24 protein-coding genes are annotated in these 26,723 nt (G+C 31.4%); 14 read left to right on the forward strand and 10 right to left on the reverse strand.

Annotation, left to right across the window (positions count from 1 at the left end; all coding sequences use genetic code 11):
- Positions 1–187 precede the first annotated feature (187 nt).
- Both AC1QSP_RS03220 and metF read left to right on the forward strand, forming a co-directional pair.
- Entirely contained in the window at positions 188–1,165 is a 978-nt protein-coding gene (locus AC1QSP_RS03220) for an IS110 family RNA-guided transposase (RefSeq protein WP_484079759.1), read from the forward strand.
- A gap of 245 nt (positions 1,166–1,410) precedes the next feature.
- Positions 1,411–2,367 carry a methylenetetrahydrofolate reductase [NAD(P)H] gene (gene metF, locus AC1QSP_RS03225; RefSeq protein WP_484079760.1) on the forward strand — a complete coding sequence of 319 codons (957 nt, stop codon included), beginning with the start codon at positions 1,411–1,413 and terminating at the stop codon, positions 2,365–2,367.
- 50 nt (positions 2,368–2,417) lie between these two features.
- Here the strand turns inward: metF and AC1QSP_RS03230 are convergent, their stop codons facing one another.
- The 6 genes from AC1QSP_RS03230 to AC1QSP_RS03255 form a co-directional block, all read right to left on the reverse strand.
- Complete coding sequence (locus AC1QSP_RS03230) at positions 2,418–3,029, reverse strand: hypothetical protein (RefSeq protein ID WP_484079761.1); 612 nt, start codon at positions 3,027–3,029, stop codon at positions 2,418–2,420.
- Between the two features lie 75 nt (positions 3,030–3,104).
- A complete protein-coding gene (locus AC1QSP_RS03235) occupies positions 3,105–3,287 on the reverse strand; it encodes a hypothetical protein (RefSeq protein ID WP_484079762.1) in 183 nt (60 codons plus the stop codon).
- A gap of 852 nt (positions 3,288–4,139) precedes the next feature.
- Positions 4,140–5,546, reverse strand: a complete 1,407-nt coding sequence (locus AC1QSP_RS03240) for an MFS transporter (RefSeq protein ID WP_484079763.1) — start codon at positions 5,544–5,546, stop codon at positions 4,140–4,142.
- A 209-nt stretch (positions 5,547–5,755) separates the two neighbouring features.
- A complete protein-coding gene (lipB, locus tag AC1QSP_RS03245; protein ID WP_484079764.1) occupies positions 5,756–6,469 on the reverse strand; it encodes a lipoyl(octanoyl) transferase LipB in 714 nt (237 codons plus the stop codon).
- A 53-nt stretch (positions 6,470–6,522) separates the two neighbouring features.
- Complete coding sequence (locus tag AC1QSP_RS03250; RefSeq protein WP_484079765.1) at positions 6,523–7,257, reverse strand: hypothetical protein; 735 nt, start codon at positions 7,255–7,257, stop codon at positions 6,523–6,525.
- 25 nt (positions 7,258–7,282) lie between these two features.
- On the reverse strand, positions 7,283–8,131 hold the full coding sequence (locus AC1QSP_RS03255; protein WP_484079766.1) for a hypothetical protein: 849 nt from the start codon (positions 8,129–8,131) through the stop codon (positions 7,283–7,285).
- A gap of 150 nt (positions 8,132–8,281) precedes the next feature.
- Here AC1QSP_RS03255 and AC1QSP_RS03260 point away from each other — a divergent pair, with 150 nt between their 5' ends.
- On the forward strand, positions 8,282–10,426 hold the full coding sequence (locus tag AC1QSP_RS03260; protein ID WP_484079767.1) for a S46 family peptidase: 2,145 nt from the start codon (positions 8,282–8,284) through the stop codon (positions 10,424–10,426).
- A gap of 64 nt (positions 10,427–10,490) precedes the next feature.
- Positions 10,491–11,624, forward strand: a complete 1,134-nt coding sequence (locus AC1QSP_RS03265) for an AI-2E family transporter (RefSeq protein WP_484079768.1) — start codon at positions 10,491–10,493, stop codon at positions 11,622–11,624.
- Between the two features lie 118 nt (positions 11,625–11,742).
- Here the strand turns inward: AC1QSP_RS03265 and AC1QSP_RS03270 are convergent, their stop codons facing one another.
- The 4 genes from AC1QSP_RS03270 to AC1QSP_RS03285 form a co-directional block, all read right to left on the reverse strand.
- Positions 11,743–12,324, reverse strand: a complete 582-nt coding sequence (locus AC1QSP_RS03270) for a phosphatase PAP2 family protein (protein ID WP_484079769.1) — start codon at positions 12,322–12,324, stop codon at positions 11,743–11,745.
- Positions 12,324–12,788, reverse strand: a complete 465-nt coding sequence (locus AC1QSP_RS03275) for a Sec-independent protein translocase subunit TatA/TatB (RefSeq protein WP_484079770.1) — start codon at positions 12,786–12,788, stop codon at positions 12,324–12,326. The genes AC1QSP_RS03270 and AC1QSP_RS03275 overlap by 1 nt, the downstream gene beginning before the upstream one ends.
- Positions 12,789–12,876: 88 nt before the next feature.
- Positions 12,877–15,780, reverse strand: a complete 2,904-nt coding sequence (gene secD / locus AC1QSP_RS03280) for a protein translocase subunit SecD (protein WP_484079771.1) — start codon at positions 15,778–15,780, stop codon at positions 12,877–12,879.
- Positions 15,781–15,919: 139 nt separating this feature from the next.
- Positions 15,920–16,780 (reverse strand): DUF6929 family protein, encoded by an 861-nt coding sequence (locus AC1QSP_RS03285; RefSeq protein ID WP_484079772.1) that lies wholly within the window; start codon positions 16,778–16,780, stop codon positions 15,920–15,922.
- 111 nt (positions 16,781–16,891) lie between these two features.
- Between AC1QSP_RS03285 and AC1QSP_RS03290 the strand changes: the two genes are divergently transcribed.
- The 10 genes from AC1QSP_RS03290 (at position 16,892) to AC1QSP_RS03335 (ending at position 26,710) form a co-directional block, all read left to right on the forward strand.
- A complete protein-coding gene (locus AC1QSP_RS03290; RefSeq protein WP_484079773.1) occupies positions 16,892–18,109 on the forward strand; it encodes an MFS transporter in 1,218 nt (405 codons plus the stop codon).
- 26 nt (positions 18,110–18,135) lie between these two features.
- The gene (locus AC1QSP_RS03295; RefSeq protein ID WP_484079774.1) at positions 18,136–18,702 is read left to right on the forward strand and encodes a cob(I)yrinic acid a,c-diamide adenosyltransferase; all 567 of its coding nucleotides are present in this window, start codon (positions 18,136–18,138) and stop codon (positions 18,700–18,702) included.
- A complete protein-coding gene (locus AC1QSP_RS03300; RefSeq protein ID WP_484079775.1) occupies positions 18,695–19,303 on the forward strand; it encodes a thiamine diphosphokinase in 609 nt (202 codons plus the stop codon). The genes AC1QSP_RS03295 and AC1QSP_RS03300 overlap by 8 nt, the downstream gene beginning before the upstream one ends.
- A 67-nt stretch (positions 19,304–19,370) precedes the next feature.
- Positions 19,371–20,105, forward strand: coding sequence for an SIMPL domain-containing protein (locus AC1QSP_RS03305; protein ID WP_484079776.1), 735 nt, complete (start codon positions 19,371–19,373; stop codon positions 20,103–20,105).
- A 323-nt stretch (positions 20,106–20,428) separates the two neighbouring features.
- Positions 20,429–21,826, forward strand: a complete 1,398-nt coding sequence (mnmE, locus tag AC1QSP_RS03310) for a tRNA uridine-5-carboxymethylaminomethyl(34) synthesis GTPase MnmE (protein ID WP_484079777.1) — start codon at positions 20,429–20,431, stop codon at positions 21,824–21,826.
- 182 nt (positions 21,827–22,008) lie between these two features.
- Positions 22,009–23,151, forward strand: a complete 1,143-nt coding sequence (locus AC1QSP_RS03315) for a tyrosine-type recombinase/integrase (protein ID WP_484079778.1) — start codon at positions 22,009–22,011, stop codon at positions 23,149–23,151.
- Positions 23,148–23,918 carry a hypothetical protein gene (locus AC1QSP_RS03320; protein ID WP_484079779.1) on the forward strand — a complete coding sequence of 257 codons (771 nt, stop codon included), beginning with the start codon at positions 23,148–23,150 and terminating at the stop codon, positions 23,916–23,918. The genes AC1QSP_RS03315 and AC1QSP_RS03320 overlap by 4 nt, the downstream gene beginning before the upstream one ends.
- Before the next feature lie 79 nt (positions 23,919–23,997).
- The gene (locus tag AC1QSP_RS03325; RefSeq protein ID WP_484079780.1) at positions 23,998–24,279 is read left to right on the forward strand and encodes a helix-turn-helix transcriptional regulator; all 282 of its coding nucleotides are present in this window, start codon (positions 23,998–24,000) and stop codon (positions 24,277–24,279) included.
- 110 nt (positions 24,280–24,389) lie between these two features.
- Positions 24,390–25,643: a primase-helicase family protein gene (locus AC1QSP_RS03330; protein ID WP_484079781.1), complete on the forward strand. Its 1,254-nt coding sequence runs from the start codon at positions 24,390–24,392 to the stop codon at positions 25,641–25,643.
- Positions 25,644–25,840: 197 nt separating this feature from the next.
- Entirely contained in the window at positions 25,841–26,710 is an 870-nt protein-coding gene (locus tag AC1QSP_RS03335) for a toprim domain-containing protein (RefSeq protein ID WP_484079782.1), read from the forward strand.
- The last annotated feature ends 13 nt before the right edge of the window (positions 26,711–26,723 follow it).

Genomic DNA, 26,723 nt, shown 5'->3' on the forward strand with positions numbered 1-26,723 from the left:
AATTGTAGTATAAAAAGAAGAGAAAAGAGTTTGAGTACACTATAACGAGCTCAGAGCTATATAATCTCATATTCTGATTAAGACTCAACTCTTTCTTATCAAATTCTCAAATAGAAATTCGGGTTAAAAACCCATTAGTAAGGAATCGAGTTATTGATAAGTTTCTCTTCTCATTAAATTCAAATTTATGGAAAAAATTGTTATCGGTATTGATGTGAGTAAATTAACTTTAGACATCTGTATTCAAGAAAATGGAGTGAATCGTTTTGAAACTATTGCTAATACTGAAAAAGCTATCAAATCTTTTTTCAAACAATTTGTTAGGAGACAAAATGTTCTAATCGGAATGGAGAATACTGGAAGATTTAATGCTCTTCTTTACAATGTATTAATTCATCATTCTTTTGCCGTTTATGTTATCAATCCTTTGCATTTGAAAAAAAGTATGGGTTTAGTTAGAGGTAAAAATGATAAAATTGACAGCGAACGTATTGCTGTATTTTTACTAAAGAATTATATGGATCTTGAGCAATGGAAACCTAATTCGAAAGTCATTGAAAAAATAAAATTATTGAATGCAGAAAGAAAACATCGTGTTAAAATAAGAGCTGGATTATTAGCTCAAACACAAGATGAACAATTCTTAAAATCAATTATGGATAAAGCTGTTTTACGTTTAAACTCTAAGCTTATAGATGTCTTAACCAAACAAATTAATGAAATAGAAGACAGAATCTATCAATTAATTTGTGAAGATGAACAACTTCATAACCATTATAAAAGAATACAATCAATTCCTGGTGTGGGAAAAGTTTTAGCTTTTAATATGTTGATAAAAACAGATGGTTTTACAACCATAAATTCTCCTAGACAAATGGCTTGCTATGCTGGAATAGCTCCTTTTGATTTTCAGTCAGGAACATCCATAAGACGAAAACCTAAGGTTTCTTCAATGGCAGATAAAGAGTTGAAAAAATTATTGCATTTAGCTGCAATGAGTGCTATTCGACTGGAAAATGACTTAGCTATATATTATCATCGTAAGGTTGAAGAAGGAAAAAATAAAATGTCGGTTTTGAATGCTGTTCGAAATAAAATTATTCATCGAATTTATGCGCTAATTAAAAATCAAACGATTTATAAAAATAACTTGGTTTTGTCATAGAAATCAGAATGACAACATTCCGACTTAGTTCTCGATACAATGCTGAAACATCACTAGAACTGACGAAAACTTAGAATTAAAAACAATACTAATAAATGCGTTAGGGGTTGAAGTGAAAATCCTTTGCTGGTGGTTGAGCGGAGTCGAAACCAAAAGCAAAGATTGAAACGAAAAACCCGCCCGAAGGGAACGCCCAAATAAAAAAACACAAAAAACGAATTTCAATTTTCGTTAAACGATATACCATGAAAGTAACTCAACATATAGAACGTGCAAAAGGAAAACCATTGTTTTCGGTGGAAATTTTACCGCCTTTAAAAGGGCAAGATGTAAATTGCACCTTCAAAACTTTGGATCCTTTAGTGGAACTGAATCCCTCTTTTATCGATGTCACTTATCATCGACAAGAGTTTATTTACAAACAAAAAGATAATGGCTTATTAAAACGTTACCAAGTCAGAAAACGTCCAGGAACAGTTGCGATTTGTGCGGCGATACAGAATCATTATAAAATTGATGCGATACCCCATTTAATTTGTGGAGGATTTACCAAAGAAGATACAGAAGATGCCTTAATCGATTTGAATTTCTTAGGGATTGATAATGTTTTGGTTTTACGTGGAGATCCCATTAAAACAGAAAAAACATTTGTTCCTGAAGTAGGTGGACACGCGTATGCATCGGAATTAATCGAACAAGTGACTTCATTGAATAAAGGAAAGTACTTGGACGATGACATTCAGGAAACCCATGCGATGGATTTTTGTATTGGTGTAGCAGGTTATCCGGAAAAGCATTTTGAATCTCCGAATTTAGCGATGGATATGTATTACTTGAAGAAAAAAGTTGAATTAGGAGCCGACTACATTGTTACACAGATGTTTTTTGACAATCAAAAATATTTTGATTTTGTCAATAAATGCCGTGAAATGGATATTCATATTCCGATTATTCCAGGAATTAAACCATTAACAACATTTAATCAATTGACAAAAATTCCTCAAAATTTCTATATCGATTTACCTGAAGATTTAGCCATTGAAGTTCTAAAAGCAAAAGACAAAGAAGCAATCAAAGAAATCGGTTTAGAATGGTGTATCAATCAATGCAAAGAGTTAATTGACTTTGGCGTACCTGGATTACATTTCTATACAATGAGTAATTCATCCAATACTCGAAAAGTAGCTGAAGCTATATATTGAATAAGAAATCCTCATCAAATAGATGAGGTTTTAATCTATATCTTATTTCCTTAATTTTTAGTCGCTAATAATACATTTACATAAAAACTTCCTTGCCAATCACTGGTTGAAACGGGATAACCTTGTGCTGCATAACTTGAGGTATCACTTGAGTAATCACTTCTAACAATAGATAGTTTTAAGCGGGTTTTTCCATTTACCGTTTCAAAAGAAACCACATTCGCGCTAAAAACATCTCCATATTCTTTGGAATTATTTCCAGGAGTCACGATAGGATATACTTTAGTTGCATCAAACGGTGAACCTGAATACTCATATTCCACCAATTTCCTACTCGATGCATTAAACCCAGTAGAAGAATAATAATTCAAATCGGATTTGAAATTGACTTGACTAACGACATGCCACATACCATCTCCACCAGGAGATACAATTCCTAACGTTGTATTGGTTGTGTTTTTATAATTAACTCCTGAATTGTTATTGGCATGAGGCAATATAGGCAATGTTGTTCCATAAATCGAAACATTGGATTTGATACCACTACCTAGCGCCTTCCAATTTCCATTACTATAAATAAATTCTACTGCGTTGTTATTGGTAATGTAATAAGGTCCAACTTTACCATCTTTGGAAGATGTTGTATTATTTACGATTACCAATTTTTGTCCTGGAACGCCATTTGGTAAATTGATGGTAAATTCACTGGCTGGATTACCCGTTAATGATAATTGAGCTTATGTTATTGAAGGAATAGTTGTGTTAGAAGTTACATCATAAACTTGTTCATTATTCGAATACGTTCCATTCAAATCCAATTTGGTACGCGGATCATTTTTACCAAGAGCCAATGCTCCATTATCTTTTATTACAACTTCAGAACCTGCGGTTCTATTTTGACCAATGGATGTCGCAAACAATTCAACTCTTTGTTATGTTGAATTATTGATCCATGCATCATTTGTAGTATCGCCTGCAATTGGTTGCCAACGTTGACCATCAAAATAATAATAATAATAATAATAATAATAGCCTAATGTCTTAATATTTGATACTTGGTTAAGACTTGGACCTGAATTTACATTAGTAATTGTATCTACATAGACAATAGCCCCACATGGTCTAAAGCGTAAACACCATTCGCCTTATTGGCTAAATTTTGTTTAGAAATTCTTGGTACAATTACACCATCAGCAACATTAGATAAATTTGATTGTCCAACAATATGTTAAGAGGACTTCGGTTCGCTCGTACCAATACCTACTTGAGCAGAGACATTCATAGATGTAGAGATAGCACATACACTTAGAAATAAGATTGACTTTTTCATATAATTTATAGTTTGGTTTGGTTAATTTTGGAAAATAAAGATGCATACCTTTAAGTACATAAAAGCATGATACACTCGAAAGATCTATTGATTAGGTAGTAACAGAATCTTTGATGTAGAAGTTAGATTCTTCTTGAAAGTAAATATATGTTCATAAATTGATTTTTAGGTTGGTTCATACAATATTTGGTTAGGATATTGTTCGGCACAATATAAAATTATTGCATTATTGATAATATTAAAGTTTATATTTTAACATTTCTACTTTATATACCATTTTTTTTTAAGAATAATTTAATAAAATGAAAATTATTCTATCTAAGCAGTTATAAATGGATGTTACAAAGTAATATTTTTATCATCAATTAAGATTTAAATGTATTGTAAAAAAAAAATGGGAAATTCTTTCGAATCTCCCATTATATCTATAAAAATATAATTTCTATTCTATACCCTGATTTTTGAAAATACTTTTTGTAGCTATAGCATAAAAAGCCAAGTAAGCAAAACAAATAATACAAACAATATAACTAAAATGTATTGAAGTTAAATCTGCTATATACCCTTGGAAAATACTAACTAATCCACCTCCCATAATCATCATAATTAAGAATGAACTCCCTTGTGAAGTATTTTTACCTAAACCATTGATAGCTAAAGCGAAAATACATGGCCACAGTGTACTACAAAATAATCCAACACTTGTTAAGGCATAAATACTAACTAATCCTTTCGTATTCATTCCAATTAATAAAGAAATAATTCCTATAAGAGAGAAAGTAATTAACATTTTTGCAGGATTTCCTTCGGTCCAAATAGAAGCAATTATCATGACCAAAATAATCGCAGCATAGTAATAAAATGGTGTTAAATCATGACCTGCAATAAAATTAACCAATAAGAAAACTCCAAAAGCTAGATATGGAGCAATAAACTTTAAAGCTAAAGTCTTTTGTTTATCCAATCCAAATGCTTCGGCAGCACCACCCCAACGACCAATCATCATACTTGCCCAATACAACGATACAAATGGTGCAACTCCCGTTATGCTATATCCTAATTCCTTTTGCATATAATCCGGTAAGTTACTTACTGTTGAAACTTCTACTCCTACGTATAGAAAGATGGCAATCATTCCTAATACCAATTGAGGATATTTTAAAGCTGAATTACGATCTTTATGAACTCCATCTTCTACTTCCTCTTCCACTTCCGGATGATTTGGAATTTTTGAAAATTTCAAGAAAATACCGACCAATAAGAAAGCAACACCTAAAATCATATAAGGAATCTTAACGGCTTCAATACTTAAATTGGTATCTCCATCGCCAGCTCCACCAAAAATAGCATATGCTACAATCAATGGTCCGATAGTTGTTCCAAAATTATTGATCCCCCCTGCCAATGTTAAACGCTGTGAACCAGTATTTTTACTACCTAACGCAATAGCTAAAGGATTGGCAACTGTCTGTTGTACTGAAAATCCTAATCCTACCGTAAATAATCCAGCTAACATTAATGGAAATGATCCTATATTGGCTGCTGGAATGAAAAATAATGTTCCAATGGCTGATAAAATTAAACCAAAGGATAATGAATTTTTATATCCATATTTTACGATTAAATCTTGTTTCGCTAATAAAGAGATAAGCATATAGATGACAGCACCTACTGTATAAGCAATATAATAAGCAAAAGAAACCAATTGACTTTGTGCTTGAGTTAAATCGAACGATTTTTTAAAGACCGGGATTAAAATATCGTTACTCGCCGCAACGAAACCCCAAAAGAAAAAAACGGTTACTAGAGGAATAAATTGCCCCCAATTTGTTTTTTGTGATTGATTCATGTGTTTGTTAAATAGTGAATTAATATTTTCCCTTGTAATTCTTTTGAATTTGTTAAATATATGTTTAAATCATAGAATAAAACAAGTGGTATAACGGATAATTTCAAAAAATATTGAATCTTAATCCATAGAATTCATCTTCAAAAGGATAACAAACAACGGAATAAAAACAATAAAAAAAGGAACTGATTCTCAGTCCCTTTTTTAATTTATGATAATTTCACTTCAAAAACTTCTTCAAAATGCTTTTTAACAAACCCTTTCACCTCATCCATATCAACTGTTCGATTTAATTCGCGATCTAATGATGCGACTGCTTTATCTTTGATACCACATGGAATGATATATTCAAAATAACGCAAATCAGAATTAACATTTAACGCAAACCCATGCATTGTTACCCAACGTGAAGCTTTAACTCCCATCGCACAAATTTTACGGGCATAAGGTTTTCCAACATCTAACCAAACTCCAGTTTCACCTTCTGAACGTTCTCCTTTCAATCCATATTCTGCGATTGTTCGTATGATTACTTCTTCCAAATTTCGCATGTATAAATGAATATCGGGTTTAAATGTTTCCAAATCTAAAATGGGATAGCCCACCAATTGTCCAGGTCCATGATAGGTAATATCCCCACCGCGATTAGTTTTAACAAAAGTGGCCTGAATTTCATTTAATTTATCTTCATTCGCCAACATATTCTCTATGTCACCACTTTTTCCTAACGTATAGACATGAGGATGTTCTACAAAAAATAAATGATTTTTAGTTGCTTTAAAATTGGTTGAACCTTCTTTTTCTTGTGCTCTATTGTGTTGTTTAATGGCTACATTTTCTGCTAATAACTCTTCCTGCAAATCCCAAATTTCTTGGTAATCTCGATTTATACCCAAATCTTGGAAGAACACTTCTTGCTTCATTCAATAGTAATTTTGTGGTTCAAATTTACAAAAGCGAAATGGAACTAACACGTTTAATACGCTAATTTTACTTCTGAAACTTTACCTGAAATGATTTCGGATAATTTGAAATTATACGTTACAGATTGTCCATCTAAACTAAAATAATTTCCATTAATGGAAGACGTTTTAATTTTCTTGGGCGTTTTAATGGTTAATTGGTAATTGATTAAAGATTGAAAACCTTGAGGCGTTGTCATTTCATTAAAAATTTGATACAATTGATTCGAAAATTTCTCAATGGCTTTTCCATCAAAATGTACGGTGATCTGTTTGGAATCCGTGACTACTTCTTTTACCATATTCTCGTTTCCTAATGGTAACTCTGTCAAATAAATAATACCATTGAGGAAATCAAGAAGTTCTTTATTTTTAACATCGGAATGTGCACCAAAATCAATATGATATATTAGTTGATCAACATCAAACGTAATCACGATATCTTTATATTTATAGACCAACGATTGATTCTCTTTAAAGTAAGATATAAATTCTGGATTAAATGTTTGTTTTTGCAAATGGTCTTCTAATTCGGAAATTTTTACGCCTTTTTTCAAATGATGGCTTAACTCTTCTAACTCTGAAGTGAAATCTCGTGTCAAATCCTCCGGAAGAATCGGTTTCATATCATGTAAATCATACGTGATTTGACGTGAATAAGAATCACGATCTGTCACTTGATATTCTTCCGAAATTATACAAGATTGCAATCCTAAAAGGACTATACTTGCGAATAAAATCTTTTTCAAATTAATTGTTTTAAATGAACACTTCCTAATCTTCTAAAATCACTTCAAAATCAGTAATCTCAGGACGATTGAGAATTTGTTCTAATGTATATTCTACAACAAATGACTTACCATCAGCAGTTAACATGGCATCTTGGACATTTACTGATTTTATTTTACGAGGAAAAGTATATTTTGTTTTGAATTTCATTTGTTTTAACATTGAATTCATCATAGCTTTTTCTTCTTCGGTTTTAAAAGTTTCATCCATTGAAGCTCCCTTAAGGTATTTTACAGCATCTATATTTTTCTTAAAGGTTTTTCCATCATAAGCATATGTCATACTCGATAATCCCGACAATGGGTTATCACCAAATATTGATTCAATTTCTTCTCCTTTCTTTAGACGTTTTTTACGTTGTTTAGGTGTTTCTGCAGCTAATTCAGCCTCTACACGTGCATTTTCTTTAAGGTTTATTTGATCAAAGACTTCTTCAATTATGGTATTTCTTTGATTAAAATCATCTGTCGATTTCGAACGATTGATAATTTCAAATGCAAAATTATCACGTAAGTCTAACCTAAATTTGATAAAATCGATTGCATGTAATTCTTCTTTGTATAACATATACTTCTCCATTTCTGAAGTTGTTTTCGTTTCTCCAAACGACTGTAAGCTCATAATAAAGTCCAGATAATTATGTTCTGAATTGGAGATTTGATTGAATTGAATTTTATCTTCATCGCTCAACGCCCCCATCATTGCTGCTATTTGAGGAATTTCGATGCGTTGAACATATTCAATTTCTCCTTGTTCTGATACTGATACATTTTCATTAATAGTACATGATGTCACCAAAAAAATTGAACTTAAAAAAAGTAAAAAGTTTTTCATAAATGTTGTTATAATTATTCTAATAACGACAAAAAGGAAAGAAACGTATAAAAGTCTTCCCTCTACACTAAAATATGTATTTTGAAATGTTGATTATACACCATGAATCTTTTATATTTGAAAAGTTTATTTACAATAAAAGTTATAATCATGAAAAAAATGATGGTTAGAGGATCATTATTATTCGCTTTATTGGCAAGTTACATGGGATTTGCTCAACAAGGTGGAGGTATGTGGATTCCTACAGAGTTGAATGAAAAAGAAATGAAAGAGATGGGATTAAAAATTTCATCTAAGGATATCTTTAGTACAGGTGATAAAAGTATTAATAATGCCGTAGCCCACTTTGGTGGTGGATGTACATCGGAAGTTATTTCTCCACAAGGTTTATTATTAACGAATCATCACTGTGGTTATGGTCAAATCCAATCACACTCTTCATTAGAAAATGATTATTTAACAGATGGATTTTGGGCAAAGGAGTTAAAAGATGAATTGCCGAATAAAGATTTAACAGCAACATTTATTATTGATATAAAGAATGTTACGAAAGACATTTTAAAAGGTGTTAAAGATTCGATGTCAGAAGATGAGCGCAATACAATCATTAAGGCAAACATCGAAAAATTATCGAAAAACACTAAAACTTCAGCATACGAAGAGACATTTATTAAACCTTTTTATAAAGGAAACGAATATTATCAATTTACAACACAGACATTTAAAGATGTTCGATTAGTTGGTGCACCACCTTCTGCTATTGGTAAATATGGAAATGATACCGATAACTGGGTTTGGCCACGTCATACAGGAGATTTCTCGATGTTCCGTATATATGCTGATCAAAACAACAATCCAGCAGAATATTCGCCATCCAACGTACCTTATAAACCTAAACACTATTTACCCGTAAATATTGGTGGTATTAAACAAGATGATTTTACTTTCGTTTATGGCTTCCCTGGAACTACAGATGAGTATTTACCTGCCTCATCAATTGAACATATTAAAGAAGTACTTAACCCAGCACGTATAAAAGTACGTACGATTGCTTTATCACATATCGATGCTAAAATGCGTGAAGATAATGCCACTCGTATTGCCTACGCTTCAAAACAAGCGCGTATTTCTAATGCACATAAGAAATGGATTGGTGAAAACTTAGGTTTAAACCGTTCAAATGCCGTTGAAAAACGTAAACAATATGAAGCGGAATTCAATCAAAGAATTCAAAAAAATAAAAAATTAAACGAAAAATACGGAACGATTATCAATGACTTGAACCAAGTGGTAAAAGCCAATGAGCAATATAATTTAGCGTATAATGTGTATGCTGAAACATTTGGATCAAATTCAGAAACATTCCGTATGGCCTTAGCATTAAACAATGTTTTAAATGCTGTTGGACAACCTCAATACGAAGAAACTAAACGTCGTGTGGTTAATCAATTAGCAGGAATGCACAAAGATTATAATGCTGAATTAGATGCAGCTATTTCTTCGGACTTAGCTGATAACTATTTCCAAGCAATTCCAGCCAATTTATTACCAGAAACGACTGCTACTGCTATTAAAGATGCCTTGAAGAACTCTGTTGTAAATGGTACGAAAAAAGTTAACAATGCTTCATTTGTAGGTAAAATTCAAGATATTGCAAAAGATGACAAAGCATTTATTGCTGCTATTAAAGAAGATGCATTAATTAAAGAATTGCGTAAAGTATTAGAAGCAAACAACACGAAAGTTGCTCCAAATTACTTAGCAAATAATGCACAAATCAATAAATTGATGCGTACTTATATGAAAGGGCAAATGGAAGTCTTTTCAGATAAGAAAATTTTCCCAGATGCAAATTCAACATTACGTGTAACTTATGGTAAGGTGGATGGATATAACCCACGCGATGCTGTGCGTTACGAACCAATTACTTACATTGATGGTGTTATTGAGAAGTATATCCCAGGAGATTATGAATTTGATTTACCAAAACATATGCTTCATTTATACGAATCAAAGGATTATGGAAATTATAAAGATGAAACAGGTAAATTACCAATCAACTTTATTGCTACAAACCACACAACAGGGGGGAACTCTGGTTCACCTGCCTTAAATGCAAAAGGTGAATTAATAGGATTAAACTTTGACCGTGTTTGGGAAGGAACAATGTCAGATTTAAATTATGATCCAGAAATCTGTAGAAACATCATGGTGGATGCACGATACATTTTGTGGGTGGTTGAAAAATATGCTGGTGCACAACGTTTAATCGACGAAATGACCATTGTAAAATAAGATATTTTCAATTAACTTTAAAAAGCACTTACTTCTGTAAGTGCTTTTTTAAATGTTATACTGCATGATACAGAAATACATACAACTCCCCTTTTATGTGAAGTTAGCTTGTACGCTAATTTCGATATTGCTATTGGGATGGTTTGCGATTATTGGGCAAACAATCCTTATTCCTTTAATTTTAGGATTTTTAATTTCCATATTATTGGTTCCATTTTGTAATTTATTGGAACGATTTTTATTTCTGCCTCGTGTAGTATCCAGCATTGTGACAACCACTTTATTTTGTGGAATGATTGTCGGTGTATTCTATTTATTGATTAACCAATTATTGGACATCTCTGATGAATGGCCTGGCTTCCAAGCACAAGTCATCGAATTATTTGAGACTGTTCAACGATGGATACATCAAAATTTTGGGGTTAGTTCACGTATGCAAATGAATTTCTTAAATGAAAATTTAAGTAAAACATTTGATTTTGGAACTCTTTTTATCGAACGTATACTTGGTGGTTTAACCCGCTATTCCATCCTGATATTATTTACTTTTCTGTATGTCGTATTTATTCTGATATATCGGAGACATTTGATCCGTTTTGTTTTTTATATTTTTCATGAACGAAAACACAAACATGTTTTGTCTGTAATTTATACGACGCAAAATATGGTTAAACAATATTTGATTGGATTATTTTTACAAATGCTTATTGTCTTTGCATTAAGTTTTATTGCATTTTCTATTATCGGAATCAAATATAGTTTTGTATTAGCTTTAATGACTGGTATATTTAATATTATTCCTTATGTTGGGATCATCCTTTCTTTGATTATTTCGGTGATATTAACTTTGGCTACTGCTGCACCAAGTCAAGTATTACTTTTGTTGTTTGCTTTTATCATCGTACATGCCATTGATGGTAATATCGTCATGCCTAAAATTGTAGGATCAAAAGTAAAAGTCAATTCTTTAATCGTTATCATTGGTTTAGTCGTAGGCGAAATGACTTGGGGCATTATGGGGATGTTTTTATCGATTCCAATTCTTGCGATGATAAAAATTGTATTTGATCATATACCAGAATTAAAACCTTGGGGATTTTTATTAGGTGAAGAAAAATCTGAACGATTGAACCCCAATGTGGAGCAATATTTCAGAAAAAATAGACGATTATTCTTTAAAAAACAGAAAGAAAATTAATCTCTATTTTACAAACACATTGAACAGAATAAGAAATATTCCATATTCTATTTTACATAATTAATCGCTCATTATAAATTAAAAGGTCAGCATTTAGCTGACCTTTATATATTATCATTTAATTTTCGAGTTGCGATTGATATTTCAAAATAAGGTATTGATATAATTTTAAGAAAACGATACCAGCAACTATTCCAATAATAGATCCGAAAAAAACATCGCCTGTAAAATGTACACCAACATATACTCGACTGTAAGCAATCATCATTGCCCAAAATAATAAAATGTAAATCAAGTATTTGTAATGTTTTTTCAGTACGACTCCCACAAAAATTGCTACTGCTACATGATTAGATGCATGAGCGGAAGTAAATCCAAATCGACCTCTCCCCTCACATCCTATGGCACGAAACATTCCTTGGATATCAGGATTATGACAGGGTCTGTATCTTTGAAAATAATTTTTTAAAATATTTGTAAATTGATCAGCACAAGTAATCATTAATGCAATACAAATTCCAGCCACTAAGGTCTTTTTCCATCCAAATTTTAAATACAATAAAATCAGGAAAATTACATACAATGGAATCCAAGTTTCCTTTTCCGTAATCAATAACCAAAAAGCATCCCATTGTGGACTCCCTAAATTATTGAAATATAAAAAGATATTTACATCCCAATCAAAAAAATCTTGTACCATTATCGACTAACTGAACCTCCACTCCCTAACTCTTGCTCAGCCTGAATTTCAATTTCAGATTTCGCAATTTCGATTGTTTCTTTAATGTCTTTTACGGGTTGATCAGTTGCATTACCTTCTTGCTCTTCCATTCCCATCACTGATTTTTCAAAATCATTGATAGGATCTTCCAATGCACGTGTAATATCTTTTGAAGGATCGGCAGACTGAAACGCATCTTGGATTTGTTTGGTCGGATCCAAATCAGCTATCGTTTCACGAATCTCTTTGGTTGGATCTAAATCCGACACAGGGTTCATGATTTCTTGCTTAATATCTTCTGTAGCTTCTTTCATCTTACGGACAGCTTGTCCTAATCCTCTTGCAATTTCGGGAATTTTATCTGGGCCAAAAATAACAACGGCCACCACTAAGATGATCATAATTTCCTTAAATTCTAGGAAAGCGGGGTATATCACTAACATATTCACACTACAAATTTAAAGGACAAAGGTACAAAAACAAAAAAACCGCCAATAAACTTGGCGGTTTTTTATAAAATTATTTTTAAAATTAAGCTTTTGGCTTTTTATTTTCTCCTGTCATATCGTATAATAACGGTGATGCTACGAATAATGAAGAGAATGTACCGATAGCTACACCCACTAACATCGCAAACATAAATCCTTTAATTGAATCTCCACCGAAGATGAAAATACATAATACAATTAAGAAAGTCGATAAAGACGTATTAATTGTACGCGATAATGTAGTACTTGTAGAATCATTAATGATTGTATAGAATGCATCTGATTTCTTATATCCTAAATTCTCACGAATACGGTCTAAGATAATGATGGTATCATTTAATGAATATCCAATTACTGTTAAAATCGCTGCAATAAACGATTGATCAATTTCCATATTGAATGGCATCCACGTTCTTAAGAAAGAGAAGATACCTAAAACAATAATCACATCGTGTGCTAATGCTAAAATCGTAGATACTGAATACTGCCAGTTTCTGAATCGAATAAAAATATAAGTACCTGTAATTAATAATGCTAATGCAACTGCAATAAATGAAGCACGTGTTGTATCATCTGCAATTGTTGGTCCTACTTTCGCAGAAGACATTAAACCAATTGTTGCATTATCTTCAGAGAAATCTTTTGTCGATAATCCTTGTGGTAAATAAGGTTTTAATCCTTCAAATAATTTAGCTTTGATTTCATCATCTACCTCTGTACCTTCTTGATCCGCTTTGTATGAAGTTGTAATTTTCACTTGGTTAGCTCCACCATACGTTTTCACTTGAGGTACTACCTCTTCTCCATCAACAACAAATACTTTCCCTAATTCATCAGCAATTTTATTTGCTTCTACATTTTGATCAAAACGAACTGTGTATGTACGTCCACCTTTAAATTCAATCCCTAAATCAAATCCTTTTGTAAAGATTGAAAATAGTGATAATAACGTTAATATAAGAGAAATAACGTATGTAATTTTACGTTTCTTTAAAATATCAACATGAATATTTTGTAGCCAGTGCGCTGTAAAATTCGTGAAGAAAGCCACTTCTTTTCCTTTCGCCATACGAGACTCCACGAAATAACGTGTAATAAATATCGCTGTAAAAGTAGAAGTTAAGACCCCAATCATAAATGTTGTTGCGAAACCAACTACTGGCCCTTTCCCTAAGAAGAATAATACTAATGCTGTTAAGAATGAAGTTACATTCGCATCAATAATAGCGGATAATGCACCTTTCCATGAATACGCAAAATCAACTGCTTGACGTAATGATTTTCCTTTACGAATTTCTTCTTTTACACGCTCGTAAATAATAATGTTAGCATCCATACCTGTTACTAACGTTAAAATAATCCCGGCGATCCCTGGTAAAGATAAAGTCGCTTTTAATGATACTAAGAATCCTAATAAGAATAATAAGTTTACTACTAAAGCTACATTGGCATAAATACCTGCACGGCTGTAATAGAATACCATCCAAACCAATACAATAATAAATGCAGCAGCAAATGCAATTACAGAAGACGTAATTGCTTCTTGTCCTAATGATGGTCCAACCACCTCAGCCGAAACAATTTTAGATGAAGCAGGTAATGAACCGGCTTGTAAAATATTCGCTAAATCTTTTGCTTCTTCTAATGTAAACGATCCAGAAATCATTGAAGAACCTCCAGAAATTTTATCATTAATATTTGGAGCTGAATACACTAAATTATCTAAAACGATAGCTACCCCTTGTCCTAATTGACCAGGACCTGCAGGTTTTAATTCATCTGTAATTCTAGCCCATTCTTGAGCACCTTGTTGATTCATTTGCATTGAAACCACTGGTTCGTTCGCAATAGAACCTGCATTACGCTCACCTGAAGCAGATGCTACTTTATCCCCTGTTAATAAAGGTTCTTTAGTACCATTCGCTCCTTTTAAAGCGTATAATTCTAACATTTTAGTTCCAGGAACTAATTCTAATGCTTTATTAGAATATGCATATTTATAATTACGAATATTGTTTGGTAATTTTGTCATTACCTCTTTATCCGCTAACACTCGATTAACAACAGCCGTATCTGCAATACTAACATAGAAACTTGCGTTAGAACCTGCAGGTTGTAACACTTCTCCTAAGTTGGCATAAGGTTTCCCTGTCGCTTGGTTGATCACATTGTATTTATCTGTTTTAATTCCTAAGAAATGAGAAATAACCGTTTGATCCCCACGTACAGCTTGCCAGAATTCTAATTTTGCTGTTGATTGTAATAATTTTTTTACACGATCAGTATCCGAAACACCTGGTAACTCGACTAAGATGCGTCCGTCTCCTTCATCACCTAAACGTTGAATTACTGGTTCTACTACCCCAAATTGGTTGATACGAGAACTAATCACTTGGTAAGCTGTAGCAACTTTCGCTTCTACATCTTTACGAATCACTTCTTTTACTTGATCATCAGAAGCATTAAAAGCAATTTTATCAGCATTCGCTTTGTTCCCAAAGATATCTGGAGCTGCATATTTTGTTGCTCCTTTTAATTTATCAAATTCGTTGAAGAATAATTCAACATAAGGAACATTCCCATTTGATTTGTGTGCAACATCAGCATTATCTAATGCTGTTGTAAGCATAGGATTTTCTGATTTAGCTGCTAAATTTTCAATTAAATCACGTTCAGATACTTGTAAGATCACGTTGATCCCCCCTTTTAAATCTAAACCTAAGTTAACCTCTTTGTTTTTAGCATCATTGTAATCATATGTAATGATTCCTAAATCTAATGGGTGTTGTGCTAAACTGTCTAAAACGCGTTGTTCGTCTGCTGGTTTAGTTGCTAGACGCTTGGCTTCGCTCTCGACTTTGTTTGTATACCAAGTGTAGCTAAGCTGCTTGATACACAAAAGACCTAAAATAATTGCAAATATCGCAATCAGCCCTTTTCCTCGCATAATTGTGTCTTTAAAAATAATTTTTAACGGGCAAATATAATAGTCTTAAGAAAACTTTCACAATAAATTGTTAAGATTCTCGCGACATCTGACCGATTAATTTAAAATTGAGTGTTTATAATATAATTTATTGTTGATTTTATTGTATTAAGTCGAAATCATTGGTTAATTTAAGTTCATAAATTTTAGAATGGTTTAATAAAGCATCATCATTGTCTTCGCACAGTAAAAATGTATACCCTTTTTTTGAATGTGATTGTAAAGCTAATCCTTCGATTTTCTGCTTTTCAGAAATAATATGGTATTTTTCTATGGCAAATGTTTTGCGATTTATCACTCCAACAATGGATTCTTTTACTTCACCATCCTTTTGAACCGTGGATTCAGACTCTATTGTAGCCGTAAATATAATTTTATTCTTGACAATAATTGCATCTGAAAACGTAGTTAATTCATTTTTTATCGTAGGTAATTGAATTGGAATGAATACCGCTTGCGATAAATTTGTTTTATGAGGCAAACCTTCGAAAATAAATATTCCATTCCGTTTATTTTTTCCATTTCCACGATTAAACAAATAACTTTTTCCTTTGTGGTATGCAAAACCTTCGATATTAAAATCTTTAGCCTCGATGGCAAATGCTTCTCTTAATTTTTTATAAACTTCAGCCACCGAATAACGTGTCATCGTTTGATGATTCAAATCAAAATGGTGTAATTCATTTCGATTATCTTTCGAACCAGAACCAAGTGCATACAATGATCCTTTTATATGTACCAAAGACTCTAAATCTAATTTATCCTTACGGTTCATTTGATCGATAGGTATCGCAGTATCAAACGGAAAATTTTGTTGCATTCCAGTCTTTTGGTCATATTGATACAGAAATGCTCGATCATCGGCCACCACATAAACCTTTTGGTCGACCATTACAATTCCTGAAGCAGCACCTAAACCTTGCAGTGTAAACAGAATTTTGAGCAATAAATAATGAAACATAAACGGAAATTTTGAACTGATTTTCCCAAAAGTATAAAAACTAGGATTAAAGCACAATTAATCGAATGAATTAATAAAATACATCTTACTTTTGCAGCGCAAATCAATACTATGAATAAGATATTAAAAATATATGTAGATTCTTACAGTGGTTTATCGAAAGAATCGTGGATGTTGGCTATTGTGATGCTGTTGAATCGTACGGGTTCTATGGTTTTACCATTTCTTGGAATTTATTTAACGGATAAATTAGGATTTTCGTTAAAGGATTCGGGTATCGTATTAAGTTGTTTCGGAATCGGATCATTAATAGGGTCATTTTTAGGTGGTTTCTTAACCGATAAATTAGGGAATTTCAAAGTGCAAGCCTTAAGTTTATTGGTAAGTGCCCCATTGTATGCCATATTACCTCAATTTCAGACGTTGGAATCCGCCTCGATTATGATGTTGATTTTAAGCGCAATTACGATGGCGTTTTTACCTGCCAATTCAGTAGCGATTACCAAATATGCGAAAAAAGAAAATATTACACGTGCATTTTCCTTAAATCGTATGGCGGTTAATCTGGGATTTTCTTTTGGCCCTGCCATGGGTGGTTTTTTATCCAACTATTCATATGATTTATTATTTTATTGCAACGGTTTTGCTGCATTAATCGCAGGAATCGCCTTTATCGCTTTCTTTTATAACCGTAAAGAGCGTAATGAAGTGGATGATGTGCAAGAAGAAACGAATGCATCCGAAACAAAAGAACGAAATGCTTATACTGATGTCCCATTCATCTTGTTTACACTTTTCTGTTCTACATTCTGTATTGCATTCTTTCAAATTTTAAACACTTTACCACTGTTTTATAAAGAAGAAGTCCGATTAACTCAAAACGAAATCGGGTTATTAATCGGTTTTAGTGGATTCTGTGTATTTTTATTAGAGATGTTATTGGTGCATTGGGCAGAAAAGAAGTTTACAATAGTAGACATTCTTTTTTACGGTTCCATTGTCACAGCAATCAGTTATTCGATCTTCGGATTTACACATCATTTAATCATTATGTATATGGCCATTTTCTTAATGAGTATCGGAGAAATGTTGGTTTTACCATTTTTATCCACGGTTACAGCATTACGTGCAGGGATTAACAATAAAGGCGCATATATGGGATTAAATGGATTATCAGGCGCTTTAGCTTTTATTGTTTCCCCTTTTTTAGGAACAATTATCGCAACAAAATTTAATTTCGAGATTTTGTGGTTTGCCACAGCTATCGTCTTATTGATTACGGCCATAGGATTTAAAATTACAGTTAAGAAATTAATCGGGAATAAATAGTACATTTATCATTCAAACCCAACACCATGAAAATCTATACAAAAACAGGAGATAAAGGAACTACCTCTTTATATGGAGGAACGAAGGTGAACAAAGATCATATCCGAATTGAATCTTATGGAACAGTGGATGAACTAAATTCTTATATTGGTTTAATACGATCATATCCATTGGATAGCATTTTATATGATCAGCTGATTACCATTCAAAAAGATTTATTTAATATAGGTGCAGAATTGGCTACACCATCGGATAAAGTCATGTTGGCTAATGGTCAACCTCGATTGAAAGTAATGATTGATGAATCTGCAATTGAAACGATGGAACATTGGATTGATGCCATTGACGCAGAATTAGAAGTGATGACCCATTTTATACTTCCAGGGGGGAATCAAGCCAGTTCACATGCTCATGTGGCGCGCTGTATATGTCGCAGGGCAGAACGATTAATTGTGGCATTGGGTCATGAAGAAACGGTACGTCCTGAAATAGCGAAATATGTAAATCGCTTATCGGATTACTTGTTTACAATCGCACGAAAAATTGCAAAGGATAACGCACACGAAGACATTAAATGGATTCCTGGTGAATAAAAAAGTTATTTTGTTTCTCAACGGAGAACCTCCACTTGTCTTTCCTGAGTTAAGTGTATACGATAAAATTTATTGTACCGATGGGAGTTACACCTATTTGCAACAACATGGAATACAACCTGACATTTTATCGGGTGATTTTGATTCGATAAATTTAAAAAGTGTTGAGCATTCATTAAGAATTGTGAATACACCCAATCAAAATTATACAGATTTTGAGAAAGCCATGCAAATCATCGTTGATGATGGGTATAAAATTTTAGATGTCTATGGAGCAAGTGGCAAACAACAGGATCATTTCATTGGAAACTTAAATGCAGCCTATAAATTCAAAGAAAAATTAAAAATTAAATTCATTGATAATTATTCCACTTATTTTTTTGCTGAAAATCAAACGATTCTCGAACTTCCTGTTGGTAAAATTGTATCATTAGTTCCTTTTCCTAATTGTAAAGGGATTACCACCGATGGTTTATTATATCCATTACATCAGGAAGATTTATCTATAATTAATCGAATGGGGACAAGAAATGAAACCAATGCTCCTACAATAAAAATTACTTTTGAATCGGGGGATTTAGTTTTATTCCTTATGGATTAAAATTACCTATTTTAAGTGATAGATTTCCTGAAAATTTAATTTAAATTTAGGTTATAAATCAATCACTATGAATAAGTTTTCAGTAATTGCCACCGCTATTATTGCCTTCGCGCTAATAGTAGGTTCTTTCCTTATCGCAAATGCGTATAAGTACAAATTTACATCTACCCAAAATATCAACGTAACTGGAAATGCATTAAAAGACTTTGATGCCGATTACGTCAAATGGCGCGCTACCTATAGCCGAAATAATTTTGATTTAAAAACCGCATCTGATCAACTAAAAGCGGATCAAGTTGTGGTTCGTAATTTCTTGATTTCTCAAGGAATCAATGCGAAAGAGATTGTCTTTGAAGCGGTGAATATTACCAAGGATATCCAATATGGAACAGATATTCATGGCAATTCTATTTCACAATTTAATGGGTATATACTTTCCCAAGATGTTACAATAGAATCCAAGGATTTAGATAAAATTGACAAAGCATCGCGAGAGATTTCTAACCTTATCAGCCAAGGTATTGAATTAAACTCATCAAATCCTAATTATTATTATTCAAAATTAGAAGATTTAAAATTAGAATTAATTGCTCAGGCTTCTGAAAATGCGAGACAACGAGCAGAAAATATAGCCGAAAAATCGGGAAGTAAATTAGGCGATTTAAAAAAGGCAGATTTAGGAATTTTCCAAATCACAGGGAAAAATGATAATGAAGAATACTCTTATGGAGGAGCATTTAACACGACATCTCGCCAAAAAACGGCAAACATTACAGTAAAAACAAGCTATAGTGCTCAATAAAAAATAACCATTCCGTCGGAATGGTTATTTTGTAAATCTTTAAGATGTTGGTAATTAAAATGCATTAATTTAAAATAATGCAATTAATAATAAAAGAACAATAGAACAAACAATTAAAATATCAACTAATTTAATTTTGTAAAATCCGATTCCTCTTTTAGTAGCGTAGTTTTTCTTAGAGTTCGACATTTTCTTAATGTTTTCCATACAAAAACACCAATATTATGCCAACAAATGTTAAAATGTAATTTATCTCATTTTTTAACAAATAACACCCCTCGAAGATATTAGTGAAAGAATGATAAATTCTATAACTTTGTAACATGATCAATAACGATACAATTTGCGCATTAGCTACTGCGAACGGAATGGGTGCCATTGCCGTTATTCGAATTTCTGGTCCTGAAGCCATTTCGAAAGTAGCACAGATTTATCAATCCAAATTTAATAAGCATAAATCACTAAATGATGCTGACTCTCATACGATCCATTTGGGTTATGTGATGGATGGTGATACCATTATCGACGAAGCATTATTCTCTATATTCAAAAATCCACACTCTTATACCGGTGAAGATGTGGTTGAAATTTCGACTCACGGTTCAATTTACATCCAACAAAAAGTATTGGAATTATTGAACAAAATCGGAATCCGTAATGCCAATCCAGGAGAATATACTTTCCGTGCATTCTGGAACGGAAAAATGGATTTAACACAAGCAGAAGCCGTTGCAGATTTAATTGCTTCTGACTCGAAAGCATCGCATGAAATTGCCATCAAGCAAATGCGTGGAGGATTTTCGAATCAAATCAAAGATTTACGTGATCAAATGATCAATTTTGCGGCGTTAATGGAATTGGAATTGGATTTTTCGGAAGAAGATGTTGAATTTGCAGATCGTACACAGTTTTACGCTTTATTGAACCAATTGCAATCTATTCTTAAACGTTTAGCTGACTCATTTGCTTTCGGGAATGTGATTAAAAATGGTGTTCCTGTCGCTATTGTGGGAGCTCCTAATGCCGGTAAATCAACTTTATTAAATGCTTTATTGAACGAAGAGCGTGCGATTGTATCGGATATCGAAGGAACAACACGTGATACGATAGAAGAAACGATTTATATTGAAGGGGTTGGTTTCCGTTTTATTGATACTGCTGGGATTCGAAAAGCTGGAGATACCATTGAACAAATTGGAATTGAAAAGACATTTGAAAAAATCAATGATGCATCTATTGTCATCTACTTATATGATGCAAATATCACTTCTGATAATCAAATTGCTCAACAATTAGATGAGTTACAAGGTAAAGGAAAAATCTTGTTCAATGTTGCGAACAAAATTGATGTAACAAATAACGAATCAGTAATATCTGACGCGATCAAACAGGAATTTAAAGATATTGTTCATTTAGAAATTTCTGCAAAAGATCAATTTAACATTGATGCATTAAAAGAACAGTTGGTTTATCAAATGAAATTAAAAGGTTCTAATCAAGATGATACCATTGTAACCAATTCTCGCCACCTAGAAGCTTTGCAAAATACGTTGATTCAGATTGGTAAAATTAAACAAGGAATGGACCATGGACTTCCAGGGGATTTATTGGCCATGGATATTCGTGAGGCCTTAACTTATTTAGGACATATCACGGGAGAAATTGATGTGGATCAGGATATTTTAGGGACGATTTTTGGAAAGTTCTGTATCGGGAAGTAGAAAGGTTAATAAAAGATAACAACACCCTAACAAGTGCTTAATATAGTGATTGTTAGGGTTTTTTGTTTTAGTTTTGTTAGCAGTTGAAATGATGTTGTTAAGATATTATTTGTATCTCTACTACACCACAAATTTCATTTCTTTAATTAAGATGTAGAATTCTACACCTAACTGTTATCATTATGAAAATAAGCTTAAAACAAAAGAAACTTAACTCTGGCAAAATTAGTCTTTACCTTGAATATTACAAAGGATCATATAAAGATGAAAATGGAAAAGAAATTCATAATCGTGAATTTGAATATTTAAGTAAAGAAATTGGTTACTTAATTATCGATCCTCTTAGAGCTGATGAAAAGAAAAAGAATAAAGAAATTCTTGAATTAGCTGAGAATATACTTGCTATAAGAAAAAGTGAATTACTTCAAGGTAAATTTGGAATTGTAGATCGCGATAAATCTAAAATATCATTAACTGATTACTTCGATACGTTAAAAGAACATCGTTCTTCTTACTTATCAAACTATGGCACTTGGAAATCGGTTAAACGATATATAGACCAATATTTTCATTCCTCTACTACTCTATCCGAATTAACTGTTGATTCTGTGAATGGCTTCAAACGTTTTTTAGATAAAGAAGCTAAATCTAAACATGGATTACCTCTTAAACATGGTACAAAATATTCTTATTTTAATCGCTTTAGAGCGACAATAAAACAAGCGTATGAAGAAGGATATATTACAAATCACAAACTTCTTAAAATAAAATCCTTTGAAGAAAAAGAATCAAAACGGGAATATTTGACTTTTGATGAAGTTCAATCTTTAGCAAAGACAGAATGTAAATACGATGTATTAAAACGTGCTTTTCTTTTCAGTTGCTTAACAGGATTAAGATGGAGCGATATTTATAAACTACAATGGCACGAAGTAAGAGATGAAAATGAAGAGCATCGTATTATTTTCACTCAGCAAAAAACGGATGATTTAGAATATATGTACATCAGTAAACAAGCTCGTGAGCTATTAGGAGAACGAAATATGGGTAATCCAAGGGTATTTATAAATCTAAATTATGGCTCTGCCACCAATACCGAATTGTTACGCTGGTGCATGAAAGCTGGTATTACTAAACATATAACTTTCCATTGCGCCAGACATACTGCTGCTACACTTTTATTAGAAAATGGAGCAGATTTATATACTGTAATGAAAGTCTTAGGACATAAAGACATTCGAACAACCCAGATCTACGCTAAAATCGTCGATAAAAAATTAAAAGAAGCAGCTAATTTATTACCAACTCTAAATTTTGAATTATGAATACAGAAGAAACTATCGTTTTTATTATCAAACTCATAATATGCATAGGTTTAATATTATATGTTTATTTTACTTTAATAAAGAAATTAAGTAATAATTACAAAGTATTAGTCCTTCCTGCTATTACACTTATTAACAGTATTATTTTTGGCTATAATGCTTATAAAGTAGCTGATGATATAACATTAATTATTTGGATTATTATATTTTTAACTTCTTTACTTTTAATTGTATTGGTATTAAGAAAAATTTACTTAACTAAACAGATTTATCCTATAATTAATGAAAACTCTATAAATGAAAATATAAATGGGAATAAGATCACGAATAAGAGTGAAATAAATTTTCATTCTCAAAAAAAGAATATATCTATAGAATTTTCAGATAAAAACTTTAATCAAATTGAAGTTGTAAAACAACTTGAAAAAGAAAATATCATTTCTAAAAATGAAAATAATATAAAAGTTTTTAATGCTATTATTAATTTAGAAGAGATAGACTATAAAATCAAGTGGATAGACAAATCACCTACTAATTCAAGTTTAAATAATTTAAAAACATTAATATACTTTCTTCAATTGAATTATAATTTGAAAGGAATTGATTCCACAGTAGTTTATAAGTCAATATTTCTACCCTATTTTGATTTAAATAGAAAAGTATCAGAAAAAACATTTTCACAAACTTACTGTATTATACTACAAGAATTCAATAATGAAAATAATAAGTCTTTTAATAAAATTTCCGAAATTCTAAAGATTGATTAAAATTATCAAGTATTGATAAAGCTTTCAATCTTTGTTGAATATTCAACTTTGCTGGTATAATCATAAAAACGATATACCAATGGACAATTTAATTTTAGAAAAATTATTAAGTATTGAAACTTTATTACTTGATAAAAAGAAGGTAATGAATATTGATCAATTAGCTAATTATACTGGATATTCTAGATCAACTTTATACAAACTCGTACAAGGTGAAATTATACCTTATTCGAAGCCAAACGGAAAACATTTGTTTTTTGATAAGGATTTAATTGACCAATGGCTTCTATCAAAAGGGAATAAATCGAAAGATCAATTAAAATCTGAAGCTTATAAATATACAACAGTACATAGAAAATAAAAAAGAGCTTAAGTCTCAATTTAAGCTCTAATTCCTCATTACGTTATGTAATATCTTTAATCCTAGGCACAAAGATAAATCATAGCATTTAATCCAAAAAATTTAATATTATGAATTTAGATTCTGCCGAATTTATTCGAGTGGGCACATCGTATTTTGCCATAATCGAACGCCCTACTATCTCAAAAGACACCGAGAAAATAATGATTTCTTGGAATAAAGAAACTATTGTAAATGACCTAGGTAAAGATTACATTTCTTCAATCAAAAAGTATTACGGTTTCTGTTGTATCCCTCTGCACATTAATTATGAACGAGAGATTGGGGATTTTTATAATATCTATCATCCATTAGATTTTGATATTGATAACGAATCAAATATAGATTTAGAAGAATTAGAAATACAAATTCCCTACACCCTTCAATATATCAAACATATATTCGGAGAACAATATTTCTTAGGTCTAGATTATCTGAAAATATTATTAGAGAATCCAACACAAATTCTTCCAGTACTCGTATTGGTATCTTCAGAACGTGAGACAGGAAAAAGTACTTTTTTAAAATGGCTTCGAAAAATTTTCTCTTTCAATGCTACATATATAAATGCAGATTCGTTCGTAAACAACTTTAATTCAGATTTAAATGGAAAACTGCTTGTATTGGTTGATGAAATAATTACTGATAATCAACAAGTAACTGAACGTATTAAATTTCTTAGCACAGCAGATCGAAATAAAATTGAAAGCAAGGGAAAAGATAAAGAGGAAGTTGAATCATTTTATAAGTTCGTTATGACTTCCAACTTTGAAAAAAACTTTATTAAAATTGATAAAAAAGAAACCCGATTTTGGGTACGAAAAATTCCATCAATTAACAAGAATCCTGAGTTTGACAAACATTTGTACAAAGAAATCCCATACTTTTTAAATTATTTAGTACGAATAACATATTCGACTCCAAAGCAAACTCGTATGTGGTTTACTCCAGATCAGATACGTACAACAGCTTTAACAAGGTTAATGAATAATGAAGATGAAAATGCTAAATATAAAGTTTTTGAAATCTTAAATGAAATACACGAAAATTTCGATGAAAATAAAATACACATTGCGCCTAAAGATATTCAAGTAATTTCTAAACGAATTCATGGACGAAATTCACTTGAACTAAGTGAAATTAGAAATGTACTAAAATCACTAGATATTTTCCCTTCTACAAATTCAAACAAATACGAAGGTTATGAATATTTAACATACGGGGAATTCGTAAAAATCGATAGAAAAGGAAGGTATTATACAATCATTTTCAGCGAAATACGTCATTTTTTTGATGACAGTGATGACAACCTTATAACTATTTGATATTTAATAATATACTGTCATCAAAACCGTCATCAAACCGTCATCAAAAATTAATTTGATGACAGAAATTAGAAAATAAAATTTGAGTTTGATGATTGATGACAAAATGATGACAATGTATATCATTGATTTACTTTCGTTTACAAAACCACGTCATCAATCATCATTTTTTTTGTAAAATTTAAACCATTCAATAAATGAATTGTAAATTTTTAAACGACAATATTAAAATAACAGATTATTTAGCTCAAAAAAACAAATACCCAATATCTGTTAAACAAAATATTTATTGGTATTTAAGTCCTTTTCGATTTGAAAAAACTTCATCCTTTAAAGTTGATAATTCTAAGAATCTTTTTTACGATTTTGGAGAAGGATTCGGAGGAACTTTGATTGACTTAATTATAAAACTAGAAAATATAACAGTCAAGGAAATTATTTCTAAATATTCAAAAAATAATTTTTCTTTTCAAAAGCATAAATATAGTATCCAAAACCGAGAAATATTCAAAAGTAATATTTCAATTATTGAAGTAAAAGAGATCTTTAGTTATCCCCTCAAAAATTATTTAAAAGATCGAAATATTATATCCAATAAAGCTTACAAGTATTTAAAAGAAATCATTTTTAAAATTAATAATGGATCAACACAATTTGCTTTAGGATTTAAAAATATTGATGGAAATTATGAACTCAGAAACAAAATTTTCAAAGGTTGTACTGGTAAAAATTTATCCATGATTTTGAATAATGAGAATGAAAATCGAGTATTTATTTTTGAAGGTTTCTTTGATTTCTTAAGTTTTATGGAATTAAATAATTATCCAAATTTCAATATCATTGTGATGAATTCTATTACAAATTCTGATCGATTAATTACGCATTTAAACAATGTAAATTATTGCGAAATCCATCTTTATTTAGATAATGATGAAGCTGGTGATAATTGCACAAACAAACTGATAAATCAGTTTACTAATTCTGTAATAGATCACAGAATGGAGTATAAAAATCATAATGATTTAGGGGATTTTATTATTGAAAATCTAATAAATAGTAAGACTTAGTAATCGAGATGTG

Source organism: Faecalibacter sp., from assembly GCF_057177045.1.

Coding starts and splice junctions, on each gene's coding strand:
- AC1QSP_RS03220 (WP_484079759.1), top strand. CDS start 188: ATGGAAAAAATTGTTATCGGTATTGATGTGAGTAAATTAACTTTAGAC.
- metF (WP_484079760.1), top strand. CDS start 1,411: ATGAAAGTAACTCAACATATAGAACGTGCAAAAGGAAAACCATTGTTT.
- AC1QSP_RS03240 (WP_484079763.1), bottom strand. CDS start 5,546: ATGAATCAATCACAAAAAACAAATTGGGGGCAATTTATTCCTCTAGTA.
- lipB (WP_484079764.1), bottom strand. CDS start 6,469: ATGAAGCAAGAAGTGTTCTTCCAAGATTTGGGTATAAATCGAGATTAC.
- AC1QSP_RS03255 (WP_484079766.1), bottom strand. CDS start 8,131: ATGAAAAACTTTTTACTTTTTTTAAGTTCAATTTTTTTGGTGACATCA.
- AC1QSP_RS03260 (WP_484079767.1), top strand. CDS start 8,282: ATGAAAAAAATGATGGTTAGAGGATCATTATTATTCGCTTTATTGGCA.
- AC1QSP_RS03265 (WP_484079768.1), top strand. CDS start 10,491: ATGATACAGAAATACATACAACTCCCCTTTTATGTGAAGTTAGCTTGT.
- AC1QSP_RS03270 (WP_484079769.1), bottom strand. CDS start 12,324: ATGGTACAAGATTTTTTTGATTGGGATGTAAATATCTTTTTATATTTC.
- AC1QSP_RS03275 (WP_484079770.1), bottom strand. CDS start 12,788: ATGTTAGTGATATACCCCGCTTTCCTAGAATTTAAGGAAATTATGATC.
- secD (WP_484079771.1), bottom strand. CDS start 15,780: ATGCGAGGAAAAGGGCTGATTGCGATATTTGCAATTATTTTAGGTCTT.
- AC1QSP_RS03285 (WP_484079772.1), bottom strand. CDS start 16,780: ATGTTTCATTATTTATTGCTCAAAATTCTGTTTACACTGCAAGGTTTA.
- AC1QSP_RS03290 (WP_484079773.1), top strand. CDS start 16,892: ATGAATAAGATATTAAAAATATATGTAGATTCTTACAGTGGTTTATCG.
- AC1QSP_RS03295 (WP_484079774.1), top strand. CDS start 18,136: ATGAAAATCTATACAAAAACAGGAGATAAAGGAACTACCTCTTTATAT.
- AC1QSP_RS03305 (WP_484079776.1), top strand. CDS start 19,371: ATGAATAAGTTTTCAGTAATTGCCACCGCTATTATTGCCTTCGCGCTA.
- mnmE (WP_484079777.1), top strand. CDS start 20,429: ATGATCAATAACGATACAATTTGCGCATTAGCTACTGCGAACGGAATG.
- AC1QSP_RS03315 (WP_484079778.1), top strand. CDS start 22,009: ATGAAAATAAGCTTAAAACAAAAGAAACTTAACTCTGGCAAAATTAGT.
- AC1QSP_RS03320 (WP_484079779.1), top strand. CDS start 23,148: ATGAATACAGAAGAAACTATCGTTTTTATTATCAAACTCATAATATGC.
- AC1QSP_RS03325 (WP_484079780.1), top strand. CDS start 23,998: ATGGACAATTTAATTTTAGAAAAATTATTAAGTATTGAAACTTTATTA.
- AC1QSP_RS03330 (WP_484079781.1), top strand. CDS start 24,390: ATGAATTTAGATTCTGCCGAATTTATTCGAGTGGGCACATCGTATTTT.
- AC1QSP_RS03335 (WP_484079782.1), top strand. CDS start 25,841: ATGAATTGTAAATTTTTAAACGACAATATTAAAATAACAGATTATTTA.